We start from the raw sequence: 23,816 nt of genomic DNA on the forward strand, positions 1-23,816 counted from the left end.
GAGGCTGTGCCAGACTCGGGAGCCACGGGACGTTCCGTGACATCGAGTTCAAGGAGTGGCACTCCAGATGGCCAATCGCCTCGCCGGCGCGACGTCGCCCTATCTGCTGCAGCACCGGGACAACCCGGTCGACTGGTGGCCCTGGTGCGACGAGGCCTTCGAGGAGGCGCGCCGTCGGGACGTGCCGGTGCTGATCTCGGTCGGCTACTCGGCCTGCCACTGGTGTCACGTGATGGCACACGAGTCCTTCGAGGATGCGGCGGTCGCCGAGCAGCTGAACCGGGACTTCGTGGCGATCAAGGTGGACCGCGAGGAACGGCCCGACGTGGACGCCGTCTACATGACCGCCACCCAGGCGATGACCGGGCAGGGCGGCTGGCCGATGACGGTCTTCGCGACCCCCGGCGGCGACCCGTTCTTCTGCGGCACCTACTTCCCGCAGCAGCAGTTCAGCCGGCTGCTCACGTCGGTCGCCGAGGCCTGGCGCGACGAGCGCGAGGGTGTGCTCGCCCAGGGCGCCGCGGTGGTCCAGGCGGTCGGTGGCGCCCAGCTGGTCGGTGGCCCGACCGCGGCGATCACCGGGGAGATGTTGGCGGCCGCGACCGCCGGGCTGTCCGAGGACCACGATGAGACGTACGGCGGGTTCGGCGGCGCCCCGAAGTTCCCGCCGCACATGAACCTGCTCTTCCTGCTCCGCCACCACGAGCGCACCGGCTCGCCGGAAGCCCTGGAACTGGTCCGGCACACGTGCGAGCAGATGGCCCGCGGCGGCGTCTACGACCAGCTGGCCGGCGGCTTCGCCCGGTACGCCGTCGACGCGCACTGGACCGTGCCGCACTTCGAGAAGATGCTCTACGACAACGCGCTGCTGCTGCGGGTCTACACCCAGCTGTGGCGGCTCACCGGCGACGAGCTGGCCCGCCGGGTGGCCGACGAGACCGCCACGTTCCTGCTGCGTGACCTGGGCACACCGGCCGGTGGGCTGGCCTCGGCGCTGGACGCGGACACCGACGGGGTCGAGGGCCTGACCTACGCGTGGACCCCGGCCCAGCTCACCGCGGCGCTCGGGGTCGCGGACAGCGCGTGGGCCGCCGACCTGTTCCGGGTCACCACGGCCGGGACGTTCGAGCACGGGTCGAGCGTGCTGGTGCTCGGCCGGGACATCGACGCGGCCGACCCGGTGCTGATCACCCGCTGGCAGGACGTCCGGGCCCGGCTCCTGGCCGCCCGGGATCGCCGCCCGCAGCCGGGCCGCGACGACAAGGTGGTCGCGTCGTGGAACGGCTTGGCGATCACCGCGCTGGCCGAGCACGGGGTGCTCACCGGGTCGTCCGCCTCCCGGTCGGCCGCGGTGGAGCTGGCCGAGGTGCTCGCCGACCGGCACGTGGTGGAGGGGCGGCTGCGCCGGGTGTCCCGGGACGGCACGGCCGGTGATCCGGCCGGGGTTCTGGAGGACTACGGGTGCGTGGCCGAGGCGTTCCTCGCCGTGCACCAGGTCACCGCGGATCCGCGCTGGTTGCGGTCCGCGGGCGAGCTGCTGGACGTCGTCCTGGCCCATTTCGGTACGGCGTCGGGCGGGTTCTACGACACCGCGGACGACGCCGAGAAGCTGCTCACCCGGCCGGCCGATCCGACCGACAACGCGACCCCGTCCGGCCTCGCGTCGGTGTGCTCGGCGCTGGTCGGGTACGCGGCGCTGAGCGGGGAGACGTCGTACCGGCTGGCGGCCGACGCGGCGCTGGCGACGGTGGGCCCGCTGATCGAGGGGCACCCGCGGTTCGCCGGCTACGCCGCGATGGTGGCCGAGGCGGCGGTGACCGGGCCGTACGAGATCGCGGTCGCCACCCACGACCCGGACGACCCGCTGGTGGCGACGGCGTACCGGGAGTCGCCGGCCGGGACGGTCGTGGTGGTGGGCGCGCCGGACTCACCGGGAGTGCCGCTGCTGGCCGACCGGCCGCTGATCGACGGGCGGGCCACGGCCTACGTCTGCCGAGGCTTCGTCTGCGACCGCCCGGTCACCACACCGGAGGACCTGGTCGCCCGCCTCAAGCAGTGACGTGAGGCAGGTGGTCACCGACTGCGGACTTGAGCAAATCCGCTAAAGGCAGCATGGCCGTCAATTCGTATTTGTCCGCCTGGTTGAGGCGGTGGAGGTACACGGTGTTGGTGACATCGTCATCCACCACCCAATAGCGCTTGATGCCGATGGCGGCGTATTCCCGCACCTTGACGTAGTGATCCACGGCTCGGGACGCCGGTGTGACGACCTCGGTGGCCATGGCCAGGTCGCCGGCAGGCAGCCAACAGCCGTGGACGGGAGCCGACCAGACGGTCAGATCAGGAATCCAGCCGCCGTCGAGTTCGGGTCCGGGCGCGCGGACTCCGACGGCGTGCAGTATCTGTCGGGTTGGCAAGTCGGCTCTGAAGAGCCACCCCATCATGCGGCTTACCAGGACCGCGTGGGCGCCGCTGGGTAGGGGAGTGACAAAAAGCGTTCCGGCCGGGCTCATCTCCCAGCGACGGCCGCGCTGATCGAACTCATTCCATTGGGCGAGGTGGTCGAGCGTGACCGTGGCAGGCAACGGCCCGTCGGGTGGCTCTGCGCTCACCGGCTCAGGGTATCGGCGGCCGGGTCGTACCGGAAAGGGGTTGATTTTTGGGTTGAGCTGGGGCGTCGCTAGGCTGGGCGGGCGATGGATACCCGAACCGGTCTGCCCGTAGTCGGCATGGTGGGTGGCGGCCAGCTGGCCCGGATGACCCACCAAGCCGCTATCTCCCTCGGCCAGTCACTGCGTGTGCTCAGTGAGAAGCCCGACGACAGTGCCGCGCTGGTCGCGGCGGATGTGCCTATCGGCACGCACACCGATCTGGCTGCTCTGCGTGAGTTCGCCAAGGGGTGCGACGCCGTCACCTTCGACCACGAGCACGTGCCGACCGAGCACATCGAGGCGCTCGAGGCCGAGGGTGTGAAGATCTTCCCGGGTTCGAAGGCGCTGGTCTTCGCCCAGGACAAGGGCCTGATGCGGGAGCGCCTCGCGGCGCTCGGCGCGCCGGTGCCGCGCTGGGCGCGGGTGAGTTCGGCCGCCGAGATCGAGGCGTTCGCCGACGGTTCCTGGCCGGTGGTGGCCAAGGCGACCCGAGGAGGGTACGACGGTCGCGGCGTCTGGATGGTCGGCTCCCGTGAGGCGGCCGAGGACCTGGTCTCGACCGGGATCCCGCTGATCGTCGAGGAGAAGGTGCCGCTGCGGCGGGAGCTCGCGGCGCTCGTGGCGCGGTCACCGTTCGGGCAGGTCGCGGCGTACCCGGTGGTGGAGACCGTGCAACGCGACGGGATCTGCGTCGAGGTGATCGCCCCGGCACCCGGCCTCTCCGACGACCTCGCCCTGGCCGCGCAGCAGCTCGCCATCGACCTGGCCACCGAGCTGGGTGTGGTCGGCCTGCTGGCCGTCGAGCTGTTCGAGACCGACGCCGGCATCGTGGTGAACGAGCTGGCGATGCGCCCGCACAACTCCGGGCACTGGACCATCGAGGGCGCCCGGACCTCGCAGTTCGAGCAGCACCTGCGGGCCGTCCTGGACTATCCGATGGGCTCCACCGCGCTGACCGCCCCGGTCGTCGTGATGGCGAACGTGCTGGGCGGCCAGCCCGGCGGGATCTCCATCGACGAGCGGCTGCACCACCTGTTCGCCGCCGTCCCGGACGCGCGCGTGCACCTTTACGGCAAGCAGGTCCGCCCGGGCCGCAAGATCGGGCACGTGACCGTGCTCGGTGACTCGTTGACCGAGGTGCGCGCGCGAGCCGCGCGGGCCGCGCAGTGGCTCCAGGAAGGCAACTGATGGCACCCGTCGTCGGCATCATCATGGGCAGCGACTCGGACTGGCCGACCATGGAGGCCGCCGCGCTCGCGCTCGCCGAGTTCGAGGTGCCGTTCGAGGTCGGCGTGGTCTCCGCGCACCGCACGGTCCGCAAGATGGTGGACTACGCGGAGTCGGCGGCCGGCCGCGGCATCCAGACGATCATCGCGGGGGCGGGTGGCGCCGCGCACCTGCCGGGCATGGTCGCCGCGCTCACCCCGCTGCCGGTGATCGGCGTCCCGGTGCCGCTCAAGCACCTGGACGGGATGGACTCGCTGCTGTCGATCGTGCAGATGCCGGCCGGTGTGCCGGTGGCGACCGTGTCGATCGGCGGGGCGCGCAACGCCGGGCTGCTCGCGGTCCGGATCCTCGGCGCGTCCGACCCGGTGCTGCGTCGGCGGATGACCGACTTCCAGGTCGGCCTGGAGAAGATGGTCGAGGAGAAGGACGCGGCTCTCCGCACGAAACTGCTCGGCTGAGACCGCGGCGCGGCTCCCGGCTCTGGCTGGTTCTCAGGGGTGTCTCCGCGCTGCGGAGACACCCCTGAGAACCAGCCGACCACCCGCGACGCGCGCTGCGGCCCGGACCGCAGCGCGGGCGTCGCGCGAGGCAGCCACGGGACGTGGCTTGTAGCCTGCGGGCGGCCGCTCGTTATTCGTACCAAATAGGGTTTATCGCATCTGGGAGACGACGTTGCGCAGGTCCTGGGCGCGGCGGCGGCTTTCGCTGGTGGCGCCCAGGAAGAGCAGGACCACGCCGACCGGGACCAGCATCAGCCACGGGCCGCCCAGGCTGAAGGCGAACTTCAGCGCGGCGACCACTGTGGCGACCGTGCCGATCACCACCGGCGCCTGTTGACGGGTCCGCGAGCCGATCAGCAGGGTGACCACGCCGCCGAGCAGCAGCACCACCTCGCGGAGGTCGCCGCCCTCGCCGGCCAGCACGATCCCGATGGTCGGCACGAACGCGGCGAGCAGCGCCGGACCATACGCCGCCCAGCTGCTCAGCTCCGGCCGATGATGCGCCTCGACGATGCCGACGGCCAGCGCCAGCGCCGCGAACGGCAGCGTGTAGGCCTCCGGCAGCGCCACCTCGGCCAGCGCGATGAACAGCCACCAGCCGATGATCTCGAAGCCCACCGCCAGCCAGAACATCGCGCGCCGCTGGCTGGGCGTCCGGTCCGGGCGGGACGCGGTCAGGCCCAGCACCGCACCCCAGGCGGCCAGCAGCGCCGCCAGATGCGCCGGTGAGTCGAAGGCCAGCGCGCCGGCGATGGCCGCGGACGCGTAACCGCTCCACTCCACGGTGACCGCCTCGGCCCGGAACTGGGCCAGGCCGAGCCGGGGGAGCAGCGACTCCAGGGCCAGCAGGGTGGCGCCGACGGCGAGCACCCCGAACGCCGCCCAGTGCCGGTCGAGACCCAGCGCGATCGCGCCGGCCAGCACGAACATCTGGCCCATCAGCGCGGCGAACAGCCAGCCCAGCAGGCGAGCCGAGACGGTGCGCCCGAGCACCGCGGCGACCAGCCCCACTACCACCGCGGCGCCCAGCGTGAGCACCGTCAGGTTTTCCTGGGCCAGGCTGCCGGAGAGCCCGGCACCCCCGGCCAGCAGGCCGATCACGAACACCACGGACCGGGTGCCGCGCAGCAGCGGACTCCGGCTCCCCACCGGCGGCAGGGTGAGCGCCAGGCCGAGCATCGAGATGGTGAAGACCGCCAGCGCCGCACCGGTCGCCGCCGGGAACGGCGCGTGCACCGCGATCGGGGTGATCAGCAGGGTGAGCGCCACCCCGGGCAGGATCACCGGCACGGTCTCGGCCGCGCGGCCGCCGAACCCGAGCGCGGCCAGCGCGGCCGCCCCGGTCAGCAGCACCGCGGCCAGCGCGCTCGTCGCGTCGACGTTGCCGGCAGCCGGGGTGACCAGAGCCGGCACCGGGCCCTCCCAGACCGCGGCGAGCTGGCGCAGCGGGTCGAGCAGCGCCGCGCGCAGGGCCGGGGCCAGCGAGAACAGCGCCAGCATGGTGGGCAGCAGGGCGAGCATCACGGCACCGGTCGCCGGGTCGTTCAGCCAGCGCTGGAACAGCCCGCCGCCACGCGCCCGACGGGCCCGGTGGTAGCGGATGTCGCCGTCCGGGAACTCGTTGACCACCGACGGGCGCGGCGGTGCGGGCACGGCGCCGCGCAGCATCTCGGCGAGCACACCGAGCAGGGCGGCGGCGGCCGCGTACAACGCCGTCGGGTAGTCGGTCGGCACCGAGACGAGCGCGGTCACGGTGGCGCCGAGCACCAGCCCGATGGTGGCCCACGGAAGGTACTGCGGGACGTGCCGGCCGAACAGGGCCAGCAGGGCCAGGCCGACGCTGGAACCGGCCAGCGCGGCGGTCAGCACGACCTGGGCGCTGTGTCCCTGGTCGGCGGAGAACGCGGCGAACGTGCCGGGCAGCGCGAGCAGCACCGCCGCGGTGGCCGCGCCGCCGACCTGCGCCCGATGCTCGGGCAGGATCCGGGAACCCTCCGGGGTGACGAGCACCTCGTCCGGGTCGGCGGACGGCAGCGGGATCCGGGCGGTCGCCGCGACCAGCGCGCCGAGCAGCACCACGGTGAGCAGGGCCAGGCCGGTCGACCAGGGGCGGGCCAGGCCGACCGCGGTGGTGTGCAGCAGGACCACGGCGGCGACGACGGCGCGGGCCCGGGCCGCTTGCGGTTCGCTGGTGGCCAGGGCGGCCATGGCGTACGCGGTGGCCACCGCGGCGCCGATCAGCAGCGGGGACCACCAGGGCAGCCCGAGCGCCCAGGGAGCACCCATCGCGGCCAGCGCGGCGCACAGCCCGGAGGCGTAGTGCGACCACGGCCGGGGCAGCGCGATGGCGGCCGTGATCGCGACCATGACCAGGGCGAACGGCGCCTGCCAGGCACCCGGCGGCGCGGCGGTGGCGAAGTGCTCGACGTCGGTGTTCCAGAGCGGTCCGGGCGCGGACAGGATCCGCAAGCTGCCGCCGACCGCCTGCCAGCCGGCCAGCCCGGCGACCACCAGAGCGGCGATGCCCAGGCCACGGGCCGGGCCGCGCTTCCACTCGTCCAGCAGCACCGTCACGCCCATGCCGACGAGCAGCACCACCACGCCGGCCACCGCGAGCGGGGCGTTCGGGAAGGCGAGCGCGGCGACCCGGGCCAGCGCGCCGCAGATCGCGACGGTGGCGGCCGCGGCGGCCAGGTCCGGGCCGTCCATCATCCGATCGGTGCGGCCACGGGTGTCGATGCTCTTGGCGAAGAACAGCAGCAGCGCCGCGCCGAGCAGCAGCGCGCCCACGCAGAGATCCGCGATGGTCCGGCCCGGGGCGAACAGGGCGGCCGCGGCCAGCGCCAGCGCGCCCAGGCCGGTGCCGGCGGTCAGCGGGAAGCTGATCTCGCGGCGGGCCACCTGGAACACCGCCGCGTAGCTGAGCGTGCCGGCCACCGCGAGGAAACCGGCGGCCAGCGCCGGGACGATCACCCCGGTGGTCGGCGGCGGGCCCTGACCGGTGTCCGAGACGGCGAGCGCGGCGGTGACCGCGGCGCCCGGGATGGCCAGCGCCGCGGCGCCGGACGCCCAGTCGCCGATCACCCAGGCGAACAGCCGGATCTGGAGCTGCCGGGCCGCGAAGGTGACCATCACGCCGGCGCCGGCCAGCGCGGTCAGCACCGCGGCGGTCAGCCAGCAGGCGGCCAGCGAGGCGCCCGCCCCGAACAGGCCGACCACCCCGGCCGCGGCGACGTGCGCGATCGCGATCCGGCGGGTGCTCGACCAGAGTCCGGCCGCGCCCAGCCCGATCGACGCCAGCACCAGCGGCCAGGGCGCCTCGGACCAGGCCAGACCGAGTGAGGCGGGCAGTGCCAGGGCGGTCATCGCGATGCCGGCCACCGCGCTCTCGTGCCGGATCTGGGCCGGCAGGGCGAGCGCCGCGGCGATCGTCACCAGCAGCGCGGCGAACGCCAGCAGCCAGCCGGCCGGGCCGACAGCGTCGGCCATCACCCGGGCGTAGTCGGCGCTGTCCACCTGCCAGACCGGGCGGGCCGCGGCCACCGGGGCGATCGCGGCCCGGATCGCGTCGATCCCGACCAGCAGGCCGATCAGGCCGAGGGCGGCCGCGGAGGCGTACTGCGGGCCGCGGCGGACCGTCTCGGGCAGCAGGCCGATCACCGCGCCGGCGATCGCCACCGTGGCGGCCGCGATCACCAGTGTCCAGTCCGGGTCGACCACGGCGGCCACCCGGGCCGCCGCGCCGATCACCGCGAGGACGAGGATGCCGTTGGCGATGTGCCGTTCCAGCGTGTGGTCGAGCAGCTTGGCGGCGGCGACGCCGGTCAGCGCGGCGGCGATCAGGATCAGACCGGAGCGCAGCGCGTCCGACACCGCGTGGGCCTGCAGCAATGCCGCCGACGAGTAGAGCAGCGCGCCCGCGCAGGCGAAGCAGAGCAGGGCGAAGGTCAGCTCGCGCAGCCAGTCCGCGGACGGTGGCTCGACCGGTGCGGCGAGCGGGACGGAACCGGCGGCCGGCGCGCCGGCTGGGCGCGGGCCGGGGAAGATCCGGGTCGGGATCCAGCGTCGGCGCGGGCGATTCAGACCGGAAATGATCAGATCCGGCTCTTCCGGATGGGACTCCGGCCGGGGCGGGGCATCCGCGGCGTACGACGACGGGTCGGCCGGATCCGGGTCACCCTCGTGCCGGGTGAAACCGTCGCCGTCCGCCTCGGCCGCGGCGGCCCGGTCGGCGGCGTCCGGCCGGCCCAGCGGCCAGCGCGGCACCAACCGGCCCCGCCGGATCACCCGGGTGAGCAGCAGCAGGTCGAGGGCGGCCACCGCGGTCAGGGCCAGGCCCCAGCCGGCCGGGCTCTGGATCCACGGGTAGGCCAGCAGCGGCGCGACCGGCTGGGTGGCGATGACCGTGGCGTAGCGGGGGATGGCCAGGCGGGTGGCGCCCGCGTACACGAAGCTCGCCACCGCGGTGATCGCGAAGGTGATGCCCAGGTAGAGCGGGGTGGCCACCTCGGCGCCGCCGGCCAGCGCGCTGCCGTGCAGCGTGTAGAGCGTCATCGGCAGCAGGATCAGGCCGATCGCGGCGATCGTCTCGGCGGTCGAGGTCAGGGTGCGCCGGGCCACGCCGGGCGCCACGCTCAGCGCGATCGCGGTGAACAGGGCCAGGATGACCGCCCGGGCGACCGGGTTGCTGAACGCCACCCCGGCGAACACCACGGCGGCCAGCGCGATCAGCAGCGCGCCCAGGCCGAGCAGGATGTTCTGCACCGACTGGGTGGAGGCCTCCGGGCCGTGCTCCAGCGGCGCCATCGGCGGCCTCGGCGGGCGGCGCACCCCGGCGGGCTCCGGGCCGTCGCCGGTCGGACGGCGTGACGCGGTCCGCGGCGGTCCCGGTGGTGGCTCCTCCGGGCCGTCCGGGCGGGCGCCCGGTGGCGGCGGTGGCGGGAAGTCCTCGGCGCCACCGGACCGGCCACGGGTGGCGGTGGCGGGGCGCCGGGACTTGCCGACCTTCTGCTTCTGCGCGTGCGCCAGGATGTCCCGCCGGAACAGCGCGGCCTGCAACTGGCTGGCGATCTTCGTCCGGGTGCCGGCCGCCGCCATGTCCTGCACCTTGAGCGCCGCTATCGAGGCGTCGATGCGAGCCAGTTCATCTGCGTAGTCGGGCTCGTCAGCCTTCGCCACGGGGCCTCCTGCCAGCGTGTCGCTCAGTAGTTAGAGCATGCCGGTATGACACCTCATTAGAACAGCCTCAAGCGGGTGGAGATCTGTTGAAACGGCCCCGAACCCGGCAGTGAGCTCGTCCGAGCACTGTCGGTGGCGATATTCGGCACAGTGCCGTTCCGTTGCCCGGCGTACGCTACGCGCCAGTAACATTGCGGACGGGACTGTTGAAGGAAGAGAAGGGCAATGGAGCATGTCTGATTTCGACGCCTACCGGCTGCCGGAGGACCACGAGACCATCCGCGCCGCCGTCCGTGAGGTCTGCGACGCCCGGGTGGCTCCGAACGCCGCCGAGGCCGATGAGACCGGAGAGTTCCCCAAGGCGTCGTACGACGCACTGCGCTCCTCCGACTTCCACGCCCCGCACATCCCGGTCGAGTACGGCGGCGCCGGCGCGGACGCGCTCGCCACCGCGATCGTGATCGAGGAGGTGGCCCGGGCCTGCGCGTCCTCCTCGCTGATCCCGGCGGTCAACAAGCTGGGCACGATGCCGCTGATCATCGCGGGCTCCGAGGAGCTCAAGCGCAAGTACCTCTCGAAGGTCGCCGCCGGCGAGGGGATGTTCTCCTACTGCCTCTCCGAGCCCGAGGCCGGCTCGGACGCCGCGTCGATGACCACCAAGGCCGTCCGGGACGGTGACTTCTGGGTGCTCAACGGCGTCAAGCGGTGGATCACCAACGCCGGGGTGTCGGAGTACTACACGGTCTTCGCGGTCACCGACCCGTCGGCCCGCTCGCGCGGCATCTCCGCGTTCGTGGTGGAGAAGTCCGACCAGGGCGTCAGCTTCGGCGCGCCGGAGAAGAAGCTCGGGATCAAGGGCTCGCCGACCCGCGAGGTCTACTTCGACAACGTGCGGATCCCGGCCGACCGGATCATCGGTGCCGAGGGCACCGGGTTCGCCACCGCGATGAAGACCCTGGACCACACCCGGGTCACCATCGCCGCGCAGGCTGTGGGCATCGCGCAGGGCGCGCTGGACTTCGCGCTGGGGTACGCCAAGGAGCGCAAGCAGTTCGGCAAGTCGATCGCAGAGTTCCAGGGCCTGCAGTTCATGCTCGCCGACATGGGCATGAAGCTGGAGGCGGCCCGGCAGCTGACCTACGTGGCGGCCGGCAAGAGCGAGCGCGGGGACGCCGACCTGACCTACTTCGGGGCGGCGGCCAAGTGCTTCGCCTCGGACGCGGCCATGGAGATCACCACGGACGCGGTGCAGATTCTGGGCGGGTACGGCTACACCAGGGACTACCCGGTGGAGCGGATGATGCGCGACGCCAAAATCACCCAGATCTACGAGGGCACCAACCAGGTCCAGCGGATCGTGATGGCACGGCAGCTCCTGAAGGACTGACCGCAGCTTTTCGCAGTTCAGTGAAGCAGTTCAGTGAAGTGGTGGCCGGGCGCATGCGCCCGGCCACGTCTGTCATGGGGTCGGGTGGCTCCGCACGAAGGCCTCGATGCCGTCGAGGATGCGGGACAGGCCGAAGGTGAAGCCGCCGGCGGGGTCGCCCGGGGTGTCCATCGCGCCGGCGTCGATGGCGCGGCGCAGCAGCGGAAACCGGTCGGCCTGCACCAGGTGTCGCATCAAGCCGCCGAACTCGGCGATCACCGCGTCGACGGTCCGGCCGTGGGCGCGGGCCGCCTCGGTCATCTGGCCCCGCAGCAGGGCTTCGTAGCGGATGTAGCCGTTGACCAGCAGCAGCAGTGACAGCTTCTCCGACTCGGGCAGTGGGAGGCCGTCCAGCGCGGCCAGGCCGGTCTCCATCCAGGCCAGCTGGCGCGGGGTGGCCGGCGGCGCGGCGATCGGCACCTGCAGGAACCACGGCTCGTCGCCGAACATCGTGAACATCGCGTGCGCCCAGCGCTCGACCGCGGCCCGCCAGGTCTCGCCGGCCGTCCGCGGCGCCGGTGGCTCGCCGGCCGCCGCCTCCATCATCAGCACCGCCAGCTCGTCCTTGCTGGCGACGTAGCGGTAGAGCGACATCGCCGACGTCTTCAGCTCGCCGGCGACCCGGTTCATCGAGACCGCCGGGTAGCCCTCGGCGCGGGCCACCGCGATGGCCGCCGCCACGATCCGGTCGACGCTCAGCGTCGGCTTGGGGCCCTTGGTGGGCTTCTCGCGCATCCCCCACGCCGCTTGCAGGGCGGGTGGCACGGGGCTGATCTCGGTCATCGACGCGGTTTCTCCTTCGGTGTTGACCGCCATCCTATTGCCGCGTATACCTTAAGCAGTAACGCGTATGGCGTACGCAGTAAGCCGATCACAGGGGAGAGCGCGATGCGAGAAGAGCGGAAAGCCGGGCGGCGCGAGTGGATCGGGCTGGTCGTGCTCGTCCTGCCGTTGTTGCTGGTCTCGATGGACGTCTCGGTGCTCTACTTCACCGTCCCGTTCATCAGCCGCGACCTGGCACCGACCAGCACCGAGCAGTTGTGGATCTTCGATATCTACGGGTTCGTGCTGGCCGGCTTCCTGATCACGATGGGCGCACTCGGTGACCGGGTGGGCCGGCGCCGGCTGCTCATGATCGGCGCGGTCGGGTTCAGTGCGGCCTCGGCCCTGGCCGCGTATTCCGGAAGTGCGCCGACGCTCATCGCGGCCCGGGCGATCCTCGGCGTTGCCGGGGCCACGCTGATGCCCTCGACGCTCGCGTTGATCCGCAACATGTTCCACGACGAGAAGCAGCGCGGCACCGCGATCGCCGTCTGGACCGTGGCCATGACCTCGGGCATCGCGCTCGGCCCGATCGTCAGCGGCGTGCTGGTGGAGCACTTCTGGTGGGGCTCGGTGTTCCTGATCAACATTCCGGCGATGGTCCTGTTGCTCGTGCTGGCGCCGATCCTGCTGCCCGAGCACCGCAACCCGGTGCGCGGCCGGTTCGACGTGGCCGGCGCCGTACTGTCGGTCGCCGCCGTGCTGCCGGTCATCTGGGGCATCAAGGAGATCGCCGCACACGGCGTGGACGCCATCCGGATCGCGGCCATCGTCGCCGGGCTGGTGATCGTGACGGTGTTCGTCCGCCGCCAGCAACGCCACCCGGACCCGATGCTCGACCTCGCCGTGCTGCGCCGCCCGGCGTTCGCCGGCTCGGTGGTGGTGAGCCTGCTCGCCACGTTCGCCATGGTCGGCTTCGCGATCTTCTCCACCCAGTACCTGCAGCTGGTGCTCGGGATGAGCCCGCTGGAGGGCGCGCTGTGGAGCCTGGCGCCCACCCTCGCGGTGGGTGCGGCCGCGCCGCTGGTGTCCGTGCTGGCCCGGCGGGGTGTGGACCGGGCGACGATCGTCGCGGCCGGGTTCGTGGTCGCCGTCGGCGGGTTCGTGCTGCTCAGCACGGTTCCGGTGGAGTCCGGGCTGTGGGTGCTGCTGGCCGGCGCCGGGTGCTACGCGGCCGGTCTGGTGGTGGTGATGTCGACCGCCACCGAGCTGGCCATCGGCACCGTCCCGCCGGAGCGGGCCGGGTCCTCGTCGGCGCTGATGGAGACCGCTTCGGAGTTCGGCGGCGCGCTCGGCATCGCGATCCTGGGCAGCATCGGCACGGCGGTGTACCGGTCCCATCTCGCCGGCCAGCTGCCGGCCGCGGCCCGGGAGACCCTGAGCGGGGCCGTCGCGACGGCCGCCCACCTGCCGGAACCGGCGGCCGGGCAGGTGCTCGGGCCGGCCCGGGCGGCGTTCGTCGAGAGTCTGCACACCGTCGCCTGGGCGAGCGCCGGGATCATGCTGATCGCCGCGGTGGTGGCGCTGACGCTGCTGCGCAGGCTGCCGGCCGGTGCGCCGCAGGACCGTCCGGCACGGACGCCGGACGAGGTCGCCGCCTAGGTCCAGCGGTGGTGCGGTGAAGGCCGGCGGGGGCACCCGCCGGCCTTCTTGGTGTCCGGCCTCCGGGGAGCTGCAACAACTGGGCGGACAGCGTTGACGAACCAGTGACATATCTGAAACATTGGATGTCTTAGCCCGCAAGAACTCAGCAGAACCACGAAATTTTGCATGAGTGCGCTGGAAAATGTCACCCCGGGCTGATCACCCCCATATCCATCCCCTCGGCGCAGTGGCGTCCGCTTCGGCGTACGGTGCTGCGCCGGTCCGACAGGACGGATGTCATGAAGCCGATAACCCTCAGTCGAAGACTGGTCAGCGTGGCCCTGGTGGCCGGCCTGGCCGTGCTGGGTCTGTCACCGGTGGCCGCGCAGGCGGCCGGCGGTCCCAACCTCGCGATCGGCAAGGCGGTCGCCGCCAGCGGCGCGCTCGGGGCGCAGCCCGCGTCCGCGGTCAACGACGGCAACGCGAACTCCTACTGGGAGAGCCCGAACAACGCGTTCCCGCAGTGGGTCCAGGTCGACCTCGGCAGCAGCGTCGCGATCGACCAGGTGGTGCTGAAGCTGCCGCCGGCCGCCGCCTGGGCCACCCGCACCGAGACGCTCAGCGTCCAGGGCAGCACCGACGGCTCGGCGTTCAGCACGCTCTCGGCGTCGGCCGGCCGGGTGTTCAACCCGGCCACCGGCAACGCCGTCACGGTCGATCTCACCGCCACGACCGTCCGGTACGTGCGGGTGCACATCACCGCGAACACCGGCTGGCCGGCCGGACAGCTCTCCGAGCTCGAGGTCTACGGCGTGGCCGGCCCGGTCGACCCCGACCCGGACCCCCCGACCGGCACCAACCTGGCCGGTGGCAAGGCGATCGAGGCGTCCTCGGCGACCTTCAACTTCGTCGCGACGAACGCCAACGACGGCAACCTGGCCAGCTACTGGGAGTCGGCGGGCTTCCCGGCCACGCTGACCGTGAAGCTCGGCGCCGACGCGAACGTCACCGGCGTCGTCGTCAAACTCAATCCCGATCAAGCCTGGGGTACGCGTCAGCAGGCCATCCAGGTGCTCGGCCGGGCCGGCACGGCCACCGCCTTCACCGAGTTGAAGCCCCGCGCCGACTACGGTTTCAACCCCTCGTCGAACCAGAACACGGTGACCATCCCGGTCAGCGGCCGGGCCTCGGACGTACGTCTGCAGATCTTCACCAACAGCGGCGCACCCGGCGGACAGGTCGCCGAGCTGCAGGTGATCGGCGCCTGGGCGCCCGCGCCGGACCTGGTCGTCACGTCGACGACCTGGAGCCCGGCCGCACCCGACGAGACCTCCGCGATCGCCCTGACCGCGACCGTGCGTAATGCCGGCACCGTGGCCTCGGCGGCGACCAAGGCCGACTTCAAGCTCGGCGGCACCGTCGTGGCTGGCGCGGACGTGCCCGCCCTCGCGGCCGGAGCGTCGGCCACCGTCACCGGCACCGCCGGCGCTCGGGCGCAGGGCAGCTACACCGTGTCGACCACGGTCGACCCGGCGAACACCGTGGCCGAGTCGAACAACGACAACAACACGTTCACCGCGAGTACGCCGCTGGTGGTCGGCCAGGCACCCGGCCCGGACCTGCAGGTCACCGCGATCACCATGACCCCGGCGAACCCGGCGGTCGGCACGGCGGTCAGCTTCACCGTCGCGGTGCAGAACCGCGGCATCAGCGCCGCGGGGGCCAGCACCACCCGGCTCGCCGTCGGCACCACCACGCTCACCGGGGCCACCCCGGCGATCGCGGCCGGCGCCACCACGACCGTGACCATCGGCGGCACCTGGACCGCGGCCAGCGGCGGCGCCACCGCCGTGGCCACCGCGGACTCGGCCGGTGTGATCGCCGAGACCAACGAGAACAACAACACGCTGTCCCGCTCCATCGTGGTCGGTCGCGGCGCGGCCGTGCCGTACACCGAGTACGAGGCGGAGGCCGGCCGCTACCAGGGCACGCTGCTGCAGGCCGACCCGCTGCGCACCTTCGGGCACACCAACTTCGCCACCGAGTCCTCCGGCCGGCAGTCGGTCCGGCTGACCAGCACCGGCCAGTTCGTCGAGGTCACCTCGACGAACCAGACCAACTCGATCGTGGTCCGCAACTCGGTGCCGGACGCCGCGGGCGGTGGTGGCCAGGACTGGACCATCAGCCTGTACGTCAACGACGTGTTCAACCGGAAGCTGACGCTCAGCTCCCGCAACAGCTGGCTCTACGGCACCAGCGACGACACCGAGTCGCTGTCCAACACCCCGTCGGCCGACGCGCGCCGGCTGTTCGACGAGTCGAACCTGCTGCTGGGCCAGTCGTACCCGGCCGGCACCCGGTTCAAGCTGCAGCGCGACTCGGGGGACGCGGCGAGCTTCTACGTCATCGACCTGATCGACCTGGAGCAGGTCGCGGCGCCGCTGAGCCAGCCGGCCGGCTGCGTCTCGATCACCACGTACGGTGCGGTGCCGAACGACGGCGTCGACGACACGGCGGCCATCCAGCGGGCGGTGACCGACGACGAGAACGGCGTGATCAGTTGCGTCTGGATCCCGGCCGGCCAGTGGCGGCAGGAGCAGAAGATCCTGTCACCGGACCCGACCCGGAACCAGTACAACCAGAAGGGCATCCGCAACGCCGTGATCCGCGGCGCCGGGATGTGGCACACCCAGCTCTACACGAACACCCAGCCGCAGAACGTGGTCGGCAACATCAACCACCCGCACGAGGGCAACGTCGGCTTCGACATCGACGACAACACCCAGATCTCCGACCTGGCGATCTTCGGCAACACCCAGAACCGGGCCAACCGGGGACACGGCCTGAACGGCCGGTTCGGCAAGAACACGAAGATCAGCAACGTGTGGATCGAGCACGTCAACGTCGGCGCCTGGGTCGGCCGGGACTACTCGGACACGCCCGCCTACTGGAACCCGGGCGACGGGGTGGAGTTCACCGGGATGCGGATCCGCGACACGTTCGCCGACGGCATCAACTTCTCCAACGGCACCCGCAACTCGCGGGTCTTCAACTCCTCGTTCCGGACCACCGGTGACGACGCGCTGGCCATCTGGGCCAACCCGTACGTCAAGGACCAGAGCGTGGACATCAACCACGACGACCACTTCCTGAACAACACGGTCCAGCTGCCCTGGCGGGCGAACGGCATCGCCATCTACGGCGGTTACGGCAACTCCGCCGAGAACAACCTGGTGTACGACACCGCGAACTACCCGGGCATCATGCTGGCCACCGACCACAGCCCGCTGCCGTTCTCCGGCACCACACTGCTCGCCAACAACGGGCTGTACCGGACCGGCGGGGCGTTCTGGAACGAGGACCAGGAGTTCGGCGCGATAACGCTGTTCCCCTCCACGAAGGACATCACCGGCGTCACCATCCGGGACACCGACATCATCGACTCCACGTTCGACGGCATCCAGTTCAAGAACGGCGGCGGGAACATGCCGAACGTCGCCATCACGAACGTACGCATCGACAAGTCGAACAACGGCGCCGGCATCCTGGCGATGAGCGGGGCCCGCGGTAACGCGGTCCTGTCCGGCGTCACGGTCACCAACTCGGCGGACGGCAACATCGTCACCCAGCCTGGCTCGCAGTTCACCTTCTCCGGAAGCTGAGCCTTCTCCGGGAGCTGAGCTTCTCCGGGAGTTGAACCTCGTCGCGGAGGTGCGGGCGCCAGCCGGTGCCCGCACCCCCGCCCCCGTGCGTCAGCGGCCGGCCCGGTCCGCCTTCCCCTGGTGGACCGGGTAGACGTGCCGCTGGTTGACGGAGATCCGGTGCCCGCACGCGCCACTCGTGCCACGGCGGGAGTAGGCGGAGTTGGTGATCGGCACGCCCGGCCCGTTCAGCGTGGGGCTGCCGGTGTCCCGGCCGGGCATCATGCCGATGATCGAGCGGGAGGCCTTGTCGTAGCCGCCCCGGTACGCCTCGTCCCGTTCCACGCCGTGCCGGTGCCACTGGTGGATCCGGCCGACCGCGTACCCGCTGGAGACGAAGACGCTCAGCGTGAAGACGAAATACATCAGCTCATTACCGGGTGCTGTCATGATCCACCTGCTACGCGTGAGGACAATGGACTGTTCGGTACGGCGGTGACCGTGGTCGACGCGCGGAGGAAACCCGCGCGGAAGGCGACCCGGCGCCGGTCGTCCTCGCGCCGCCACTGATGCACCCGGCCGCCGAGGTAGGAGATGACGGTGGCCAGCGTCAGGGCGCCGAGGACCGGTAGGAAAGTGGCCGTCATGGCGCGGAGCCTTTTGCCATGGTTTCCCGTCCTTAGGATCGCGCTTTCCGGTGGCACATTCCGGGGGATTCGCGGCGCGCTTCCGGTGGAGGAACGGCGCTGTTTCCGGCGAGGGCCGCTATCGCTTCTTGCATGACGACAAACCTTCGTTCGGCGACGCCGGAAGTCAGTCGTGAGTTCAGCGTTGCCGAGGAAAAGGACGGTCCGTGTCTGACCGATCGGCGGAGCGTGAACGTAGACGCCTCACAGGCGGTTTTCTGCCCCGCCGCCGGACCATCCGGCCTCGAGCCCGGTGACGATCTGATGCTGTGCCATGTCCAGGTGGGCGCCGACCTCGGCGACGGTGGGCGAGCGGCGCAGGCGCCGGGACAGCTCGCTCTCGGCGGCCATGATCGCGAGCTGCAGGGCCGGCAGTGGCTGGGCGGACGCCGGCCGGCGGCGGATCAGCTCCCGCCGATGACGGCGCAGGGCCCGGACGACCAGCGGAACGACCAGGGGCGAGAGATCCGGTCGCTGTGAGCCGAGCCGGCGCTCGGCCTCGAGAATCGCGGTGATCGCCGCCTGGGTCATCGCCTCGTCGTTGCCGCCGGCCCCCGCGAAAAGGGCCGCGAGATGCTGGGCGAGCGGGCGCCAGTGTTCACCGGGAGTGTGCGGGCCGGAGGTGAGATCGCCGGGTCGGCTGTCGGTGAGGTCGGCGTTTCGCACAGCTCGGCTCCCTGTGAGGTTTTCGGATCCAGACCTTCCTGGATGCCCTACCTCAACAACGAATGGAAATGTACGTACGTATTCGGCGATATGCCTCGTGGTCCGCGCCGACCTCCGCAGATCTCCGCCCGTCCGCCTTAATCCCAACGGCGTAAAGGCTTTCGGCTTCCGAGGGCGGGAGGGAGTACCTTTCCGGCACCCTCGGTGAAAGCCGACGAGAGCGCTCGCCCGCACGTGTCGTGTTCCTGCCCGTCCGGCCCCGCCACGTCGAGATTCGGCCGGTTCTGTGGACCGTGCGGCGGAGACTGAAAGCGTGAGAAAGCATCATTTTCACGCGAACGGGATCACGCCCATTTGTTTCTCCCGGCCGGCTCGTTAGGAATCGAAGCGAGAACCTCTGCCAGCTGCCTGAAGGGAACCGATCGTGACCACGGATGCCGAGGTGCTGCTCCCTCGCAGCGATGTCGACGGTGTGAGTGTCTCCCCGGCGATGCTGTCGGCTCAACGGGACGGGGCGGAGGCGGAGACGCTGATCCTGCCCGGCGGCGCGCTCGAGGTGCTCGCGCTGGCGCAGCGCACCGCGGACGACCATGTGGCCGAGGCGAGCCGGCGTGCGCGGAAGGTGCAGGCCGAGGCCGAGGTCCGGGCCGAGCAGATCCATCGGGACGCGTGTGCGTACGCCGATGAGATCCGGGCCGAGGCGGACCGGCTGCTGACCGACGCGAGGGCCGAGGCCCAGCGGATCGTGGCCGGTGGCAGTGACTTCGCCGAGGAGCTGCGACTCCGGGCGGAACAGCAGTACGAGGACGCCGTCGGCGGCTTGTCGATCAAGCGTGAGGCGTTGCAGAAGCAGATCGAGGCGCTGTCCACCTTCGACAGCGACTACCGGCAACGGATCACGTCGTTCCTGCAGAGCCAGCTGCGCGCGCTCTGGGCCGAACAACCCCGGACCGGGGACATGCCCGACATCGAGATGCAGGTGCCCGGCGGGCCGGTCGGATCTCTTCTGCCGAACTGAGCGGTCTCCGGCGCGGAAACCGCTCGGGCACAACTGAACACGGATCGGCAGATCAGCGTCTGAACCGCGAGCGATCGCGGCTCAGGCGCTGTTTTCGCTGTTCAGCGGAGGGGCCGTCACTCGTTGCGTGCGCGCTGCCGGCGTCGGCGACGGAAGTCGATCTCCCGCCAGTTGTCCGGGATCTGTGCGACGAAGAGGCGTTGGACCAGGGAGAGGTTCCCGGCGGACGCGAGTGCCTTCTGGGTACGGATCCATCGACGGGTGTCGGTGCGCGCCCGTTGCTGCCGGGCTCGGGCGATCGGGTCCGAGGGATCGCTGTACGGCTGATCGCTGTCCAGCAGGGCGAGCGCTGACTTGTAGGCCGCCCGCCAGCGAGCGGGCAGGCTGATGTCGGTCTTTTCCACGAGATGTTCCTTGCTCTAGTTACCCGTCCGGCGTTCCGGCCCTACCCCTGGCTCAGGCCGATCACTTCCGGTCAGTCGATCGAGATCGCGATGTGCCCCGCGTCGGTCCGGCGAGCGAGTGGTCCCCGGTGTCCGGGCGCCGGCTGGCGCCGGTGCCGGGGCGATCCGTCCCCGGTGATCACCGGAAGACGAGCGAGACTCGGGCCCACCGCTGTCGGACCGTTGGCATGCCAATAACTTGCCAGAAATCTGGCCCGGCGTCGGAAACTCCTTTTTGCGACGTTCTGCCCATCGATATCAGGGTGGCGACCGCAGGGCAAGGTGCCGGAATACCCCTCCGAAAACTATTTCGAGGTAGAACCGACGGGATTCGGGCGACATGTGGCCAAGCGCCCGTCGTCCCTTCGGTCGGCCACCCACGTCTGAACGTCGGATCGCGTCCGTCAATCGGGCGACGGGACGGACCGGCTGGGCTACGTCAGCTGAGTGACCGAATTGTGACGGAGTGCAAGAACGTGATCCCTGCTCACGTGGGAGGGTGCTGCCGGCGGGCCTACCGAAAGGGTCACCTGAACGGCCATCCGGGGGCCGTCTTTCCGGCGTCCGGCAATGTACGCCCGTTCGACTTCCGACGTAGCGGAAATGTTGTTTTCCATGGCGAAAGGCACCATGGAATGCACTGCGAAAGGAATTGCAATGAACAAGCTCACCCGCACGTTGACAATGGGGGGCTTCGGTATTCTCGCCGCGTTGGCCGTCGGAGCCGCTCCGGCTCAGGCGACGACCGGTAATGCCGTTCCGGAAAAGAAGTCGGCGTCGCACAAGGTTCAGCTGCGCGAGGGTGTGCAGGTCGTCGGTTACTACCGCACACCGCAGGCCTGCGAGCTGGCCGGCCGGTTCGGCGAGCGGGACGGCTACTGGGACATCCACGACTGCAGCCCGGTGCGCCTCGGCGTCCGTCGCGGCGCGTGGGCGCTGCAGGTCGCCAGCGACGACAACTGGGACCGGGTCGGTTTCGCGGTTCCGCTGCGTGCCGTCGTCGGCTTCCCGGTCCGGTTCCGGCCGATGTGGCCGGGGCAGTACGGCCCGGGTCGTCCGGGTGGGTTCGGGCACGGCCACGGGCCGCGCGACAACGGTCACTGGGGCCACGGCCCGCGGGGCCACGACGGTCCCCGGGGTCACGGCCACGACGGCCCGCGGGGCAACGACGGGCCGCGGGGCCACGGCCACGACGGCCCGCGGGGCCACGACGGCCCGGGCCGGCGCTGAACGACCGGCTCACCGAGCCACGGTGAGCCACCTGAAACGGCAGTCATAGTGCCGGGATTCATTCTGTAGGAAATGCTGTCGGTAATGCCGGCGTCGCCGGGACGCACTCGTCCCGGCGCCGCCGGCTCCCGATCCGCACCTCGAATGACATCGGCGCCCGGCCGCCTTTACGGCGGTCGTGGATAAAGCTTGGAAATCGCCCTCCCGGGCAGATTTCGCGGATTGAATCCGGAATGCAGGTGCACGCGCGGTGGGCGCGGGCACAGCAGGACAGGAGGGTGCCGGGACGGAAAAGCCTTTCAGTATGGTCCATGGGTGGATTGACGGAGTGGGCACGGCTCCGGTGGTCTTTTTTCAGACCACCATCGGGGCTCGTGCCCGCTCTGTCGTCTGTGCTCAATCGCGGGGCGGCTCGGCGGCCGGCACGTCCGGCCCGGTGGTCCCGGGCGCCGGCGCGCGGCCGCGGGAGGCGAGCGGGAAGAGCGCCTGGTACGCGTGCTTGTATCCCTCGCGGAATGATCGATCCCGGTCCAGGCTGTGCTTGTACCACTGGTGAACGCGCCCGCCGACGTACGCGAGCACCGTCGAGATCACGATGCAGGCGACGATCTGTAAGGCGCTGCTCCCGGTCGGCATCCATCCACCTTAAAGTTGCGACACGTCATGACAAAGGTGTCGCCACCATCGAGAACCCCACCCGGGTCAGCTCGCGGTCCACCCGCCGTCGATGGTGATCGAGGAGCCGGTGATGAACGCGGCGGGCGGGCTGCACAGGTAGGCGACCAACTCGGCCACCTGGTCCGGCTCGATCAGCTGTTTGATCGCCGCGCGCCGGAGCAGGATCTGCTCGACCACGTCGGCCTCGGCGATCCCGTTGACCTCGGCCTGGTCGGCGATCTGCCGGTCGACGAGCGGGGTGCGGACGAACGCCGGGTTGACGCAGTTCGAGGTCACCCCGTGCTCGGCGCCCTCCAGCGCGGTGACCTTGGACAGGCCCTCGAGCCCGTGCTTGGCGGTCACGTAGGCGGCCTTGTACGGCGAGGCGATCAGCCCGTGCACCGAGGAGATGTTGACGACCCGGCCCCAGCCGTGGGCGTACATGTGCGGCAGCACCCGCCGGATCAGCCGGAACGGCGTCTCCACCATGACCCGCTGGAGCAGCGCGAACTTCTCCGGCGGGAACTCCGGCAGCGGCGCGACCACCTGCAGGCCGGCGTTGTTCACCAGCACGTCGACCTCGGCCGGGAGCGCGTCCGTGGCGGCCAGGTCGGACAGGTCGGCGGTGATCGCGCGCCCGCCGATCGCCGTGGCGACGTCCTTGGCGGCGCGCTCGTCGATGTCCACGGCCAGCACGTCGGCGCCGGCCGCCGCCAGCCGTTCGGCGCAGGCGCGCCCGATGCCGCTGCCGGCGCCGGTCACCAGCGCGGTGCGTCCGGTCAGGTCGAGGTGGACCACCCGTGCCGAAGTCATGCCGTCAACCGTACGGATCGCCGGCGGCGGCGAGGGTGTGTGCGCGCCACACAAGGAACCGCCGCCCGATGTGCGCAAGGCCGGCGCCCCGAGGGATGCCGGCCTTGCGGAGCGGGACGTGCCTACTTCTTGGTGACGACGACCTTCTTGCCGGACGCCTTGATCGTGTAGATCACCTTCACGCCGGTCCACGGGTTCTTCGCGTAGATCCGCACCCCGCCGGTGATGTTGGTGACCGTGACGACCTTGACCTTGGCGGTCTTGTTGAACGTCGCGCCGTCCCGCTTGACGACCTTGCGCAGCACCGAGACCTTGACGGTGTGCTTGTTCGCCGCGGTGCGCACGTCGGCCGCGCTCTTCTTGGCCAGCTTCTGCACGTCGGCGGCCAGGTTGACGTAGGCCACCGCCTTGGTCAGCGTGGCGAGGCCGACGGTCTGCGCGGTGGTCGGCAGGGTGACCGTCTGCGCGCCGTACCGCCAGGCGAACGTCGCGGTCATGTAGTCGGCGTAGCCGAGGGTGGCGCCGGTCAGCACGCCGGCCGAGCTCACCTGCAGGGCGAAGTCAGCCTCTTCGCCGTCGTTGTACTTGTAGGTGATCGAGCCGTCGTCGTGCACGGTCTTGGTGCCGGCGTAGTCGTTGTCCTCGGTCAGCACGACGGCCGGGTCGGCGCTGTTGTCCCGGGCCCAGGAGACCGCGTTGAGCTTGGTGTTCGTGGTGAACACGTACGTCGCCGACGGCTTGCGGATCATCTTGACCGCGGCCTTCTGCTTCTTCGAGCTCAGCGGCTCGTACAGGCCCTTCTTGCTGACCGCGTACGTGGTGCTGTGCTCGTAGGGCAGGGCCAGCTTGACGTACGCGCGGCCGGCGAGCGGGTCGGTGCCGAACGCCGCGCTCCCGTTGCCGTCGTCGGACTTCATGCTGTAGTTGCCGGCCCAGCCCTTCGCCTCGGCGGCGCGAGTGGTGACCGCCGCCGCGTCGAGCGCCTTGGCCATCTCGGTCTTGCTCAGCGTCGTGGTGGTGTCGGCGGCGAAGGCGGCGCCGGGGACGGCGAGCACGCCGGCTGCGGCGACCGAGGCGGTGGCCAGCAGCAGAGCCGGCCGGAGAGTGCGGAGCACCAGAGGTGTCCTTTCGAGGCGTGGACGATACGTCACCGTCGCGTCGGTAACGCTGGCACGATAACCCATGTGATCAATGGTTCGGCAGGGTCGATCCGGCCTTTTCTGATCATCGAGTGGGTCGAGTCCGGCGCCCCGGTCCCCGGCTGCTTGGATAGT

The 23,816-nt window shown here is 71.1% G+C and carries 18 protein-coding genes; 8 read left to right on the top strand and 10 right to left on the bottom strand.

What is annotated here, in order from left to right; genetic code table 11:
* The first annotated feature begins 67 nt into the window (after window positions 1–67).
* Window positions 68–2,059, top strand: a complete 1,992-nt coding sequence (locus ADL15_RS12650; protein ID WP_067688796.1) for a thioredoxin domain-containing protein — start codon at window positions 68–70, stop codon at window positions 2,057–2,059.
* Here ADL15_RS12650 and ADL15_RS12655 read toward each other — a convergent pair.
* Window positions 2,049–2,612, bottom strand: coding sequence for a Uma2 family endonuclease (locus ADL15_RS12655; RefSeq protein WP_067688799.1), 564 nt, complete (start codon window positions 2,610–2,612; stop codon window positions 2,049–2,051). The two genes, ADL15_RS12650 and ADL15_RS12655, sit on opposite strands and share 11 nt — an antisense overlap.
* An 84-nt stretch (window positions 2,613–2,696) precedes the next feature.
* On the opposite strand from ADL15_RS12655, the gene ADL15_RS12660 reads away from it, so the two are divergent.
* Both ADL15_RS12660 and purE read left to right on the top strand, forming a co-directional pair.
* Window positions 2,697–3,839 (top strand): 5-(carboxyamino)imidazole ribonucleotide synthase, encoded by a 1,143-nt coding sequence (locus ADL15_RS12660; protein ID WP_067688802.1) that lies wholly within the window; start codon window positions 2,697–2,699, stop codon window positions 3,837–3,839.
* Window positions 3,839–4,336: a 5-(carboxyamino)imidazole ribonucleotide mutase gene (gene purE / locus ADL15_RS12665; protein WP_067688805.1), complete on the top strand. Its 498-nt coding sequence runs from the start codon at window positions 3,839–3,841 to the stop codon at window positions 4,334–4,336. The genes ADL15_RS12660 and purE overlap by 1 nt, the downstream gene beginning before the upstream one ends.
* 192 nt (window positions 4,337–4,528) lie before the next feature.
* Here the strand turns inward: purE and ADL15_RS12670 are convergent, their stop codons facing one another.
* On the bottom strand, window positions 4,529–9,556 hold the full coding sequence (locus ADL15_RS12670) for an SCO7613 C-terminal domain-containing membrane protein (protein ID WP_067688808.1): 5,028 nt from the start codon (window positions 9,554–9,556) through the stop codon (window positions 4,529–4,531).
* A 232-nt stretch (window positions 9,557–9,788) separates the two neighbouring features.
* Here ADL15_RS12670 and ADL15_RS12675 point away from each other — a divergent pair, with 232 nt between their 5' ends.
* Window positions 9,789–10,943 (top strand): acyl-CoA dehydrogenase family protein, encoded by a 1,155-nt coding sequence (locus tag ADL15_RS12675; protein WP_067688811.1) that lies wholly within the window; start codon window positions 9,789–9,791, stop codon window positions 10,941–10,943.
* 72 nt (window positions 10,944–11,015) lie between these two features.
* On the opposite strand, the gene ADL15_RS12680 is transcribed toward ADL15_RS12675, so the two are convergent.
* Window positions 11,016–11,765, bottom strand: a complete 750-nt coding sequence (locus ADL15_RS12680; RefSeq protein WP_067689100.1) for a TetR/AcrR family transcriptional regulator C-terminal domain-containing protein — start codon at window positions 11,763–11,765, stop codon at window positions 11,016–11,018.
* 105 nt (window positions 11,766–11,870) lie between these two features.
* Here ADL15_RS12680 and ADL15_RS12685 point away from each other — a divergent pair, with 105 nt between their 5' ends.
* Both ADL15_RS12685 and ADL15_RS12690 read left to right on the top strand, forming a co-directional pair.
* On the top strand, window positions 11,871–13,406 hold the full coding sequence (locus ADL15_RS12685; protein ID WP_067688814.1) for an MFS transporter: 1,536 nt from the start codon (window positions 11,871–11,873) through the stop codon (window positions 13,404–13,406).
* 281 nt (window positions 13,407–13,687) lie between these two features.
* A complete protein-coding gene (locus ADL15_RS12690; RefSeq protein ID WP_067688817.1) occupies window positions 13,688–17,050 on the top strand; it encodes a CARDB domain-containing protein in 3,363 nt (1,120 codons plus the stop codon).
* Between the two features lie 90 nt (window positions 17,051–17,140).
* Here the strand turns inward: ADL15_RS12690 and ADL15_RS12695 are convergent, their stop codons facing one another.
* From ADL15_RS12695 to ADL15_RS12705, 3 genes are all read right to left on the bottom strand, one after another.
* Window positions 17,141–17,479 (bottom strand): hypothetical protein, encoded by a 339-nt coding sequence (locus ADL15_RS12695; RefSeq protein WP_157441334.1) that lies wholly within the window; start codon window positions 17,477–17,479, stop codon window positions 17,141–17,143.
* Entirely contained in the window at window positions 17,476–17,676 is a 201-nt protein-coding gene (locus tag ADL15_RS12700) for a hypothetical protein (protein ID WP_067688823.1), read from the bottom strand. Before ADL15_RS12700 ends, ADL15_RS12695 begins: the two co-directional genes overlap by 4 nt.
* 243 nt (window positions 17,677–17,919) lie before the next feature.
* Window positions 17,920–18,381 carry a hypothetical protein gene (locus ADL15_RS12705; RefSeq protein WP_067688826.1) on the bottom strand — a complete coding sequence of 154 codons (462 nt, stop codon included), beginning with the start codon at window positions 18,379–18,381 and terminating at the stop codon, window positions 17,920–17,922.
* 424 nt (window positions 18,382–18,805) lie between these two features.
* Between ADL15_RS12705 and ADL15_RS12710 the strand changes: the two genes are divergently transcribed.
* Entirely contained in the window at window positions 18,806–19,399 is a 594-nt protein-coding gene (locus tag ADL15_RS12710; protein WP_067688829.1) for a DivIVA domain-containing protein, read from the top strand.
* Between the two features lie 116 nt (window positions 19,400–19,515).
* Here ADL15_RS12710 and ADL15_RS12715 read toward each other — a convergent pair whose 3' ends face one another.
* On the bottom strand, window positions 19,516–19,803 hold the full coding sequence (locus ADL15_RS12715; protein WP_067688832.1) for a hypothetical protein: 288 nt from the start codon (window positions 19,801–19,803) through the stop codon (window positions 19,516–19,518).
* Between the two features lie 696 nt (window positions 19,804–20,499).
* On the opposite strand from ADL15_RS12715, the gene ADL15_RS12720 reads away from it, so the two are divergent.
* Entirely contained in the window at window positions 20,500–21,072 is a 573-nt protein-coding gene (locus tag ADL15_RS12720; RefSeq protein ID WP_067688835.1) for a hypothetical protein, read from the top strand.
* 396 nt (window positions 21,073–21,468) lie between these two features.
* Here the strand turns inward: ADL15_RS12720 and ADL15_RS12725 are convergent, their stop codons facing one another.
* From ADL15_RS12725 to ADL15_RS12735, 3 genes are all read right to left on the bottom strand, one after another.
* On the bottom strand, window positions 21,469–21,708 hold the full coding sequence (locus ADL15_RS12725) for a hypothetical protein (protein ID WP_067688838.1): 240 nt from the start codon (window positions 21,706–21,708) through the stop codon (window positions 21,469–21,471).
* A 66-nt stretch (window positions 21,709–21,774) separates the two neighbouring features.
* Complete coding sequence (locus ADL15_RS12730; RefSeq protein WP_067688841.1) at window positions 21,775–22,542, bottom strand: 3-hydroxybutyrate dehydrogenase; 768 nt, start codon at window positions 22,540–22,542, stop codon at window positions 21,775–21,777.
* 122 nt (window positions 22,543–22,664) lie between these two features.
* Entirely contained in the window at window positions 22,665–23,657 is a 993-nt protein-coding gene (locus ADL15_RS12735) for a hypothetical protein (RefSeq protein ID WP_067688844.1), read from the bottom strand.
* Window positions 23,658–23,816: the final 159 nt, after the last annotated feature.

The sequence above is a fragment of the Actinoplanes awajinensis subsp. mycoplanecinus genome (assembly GCF_001509495.1).
GTDB lineage: Bacteria > Actinomycetota > Actinomycetes > Mycobacteriales > Micromonosporaceae > Actinoplanes > Actinoplanes palleronii.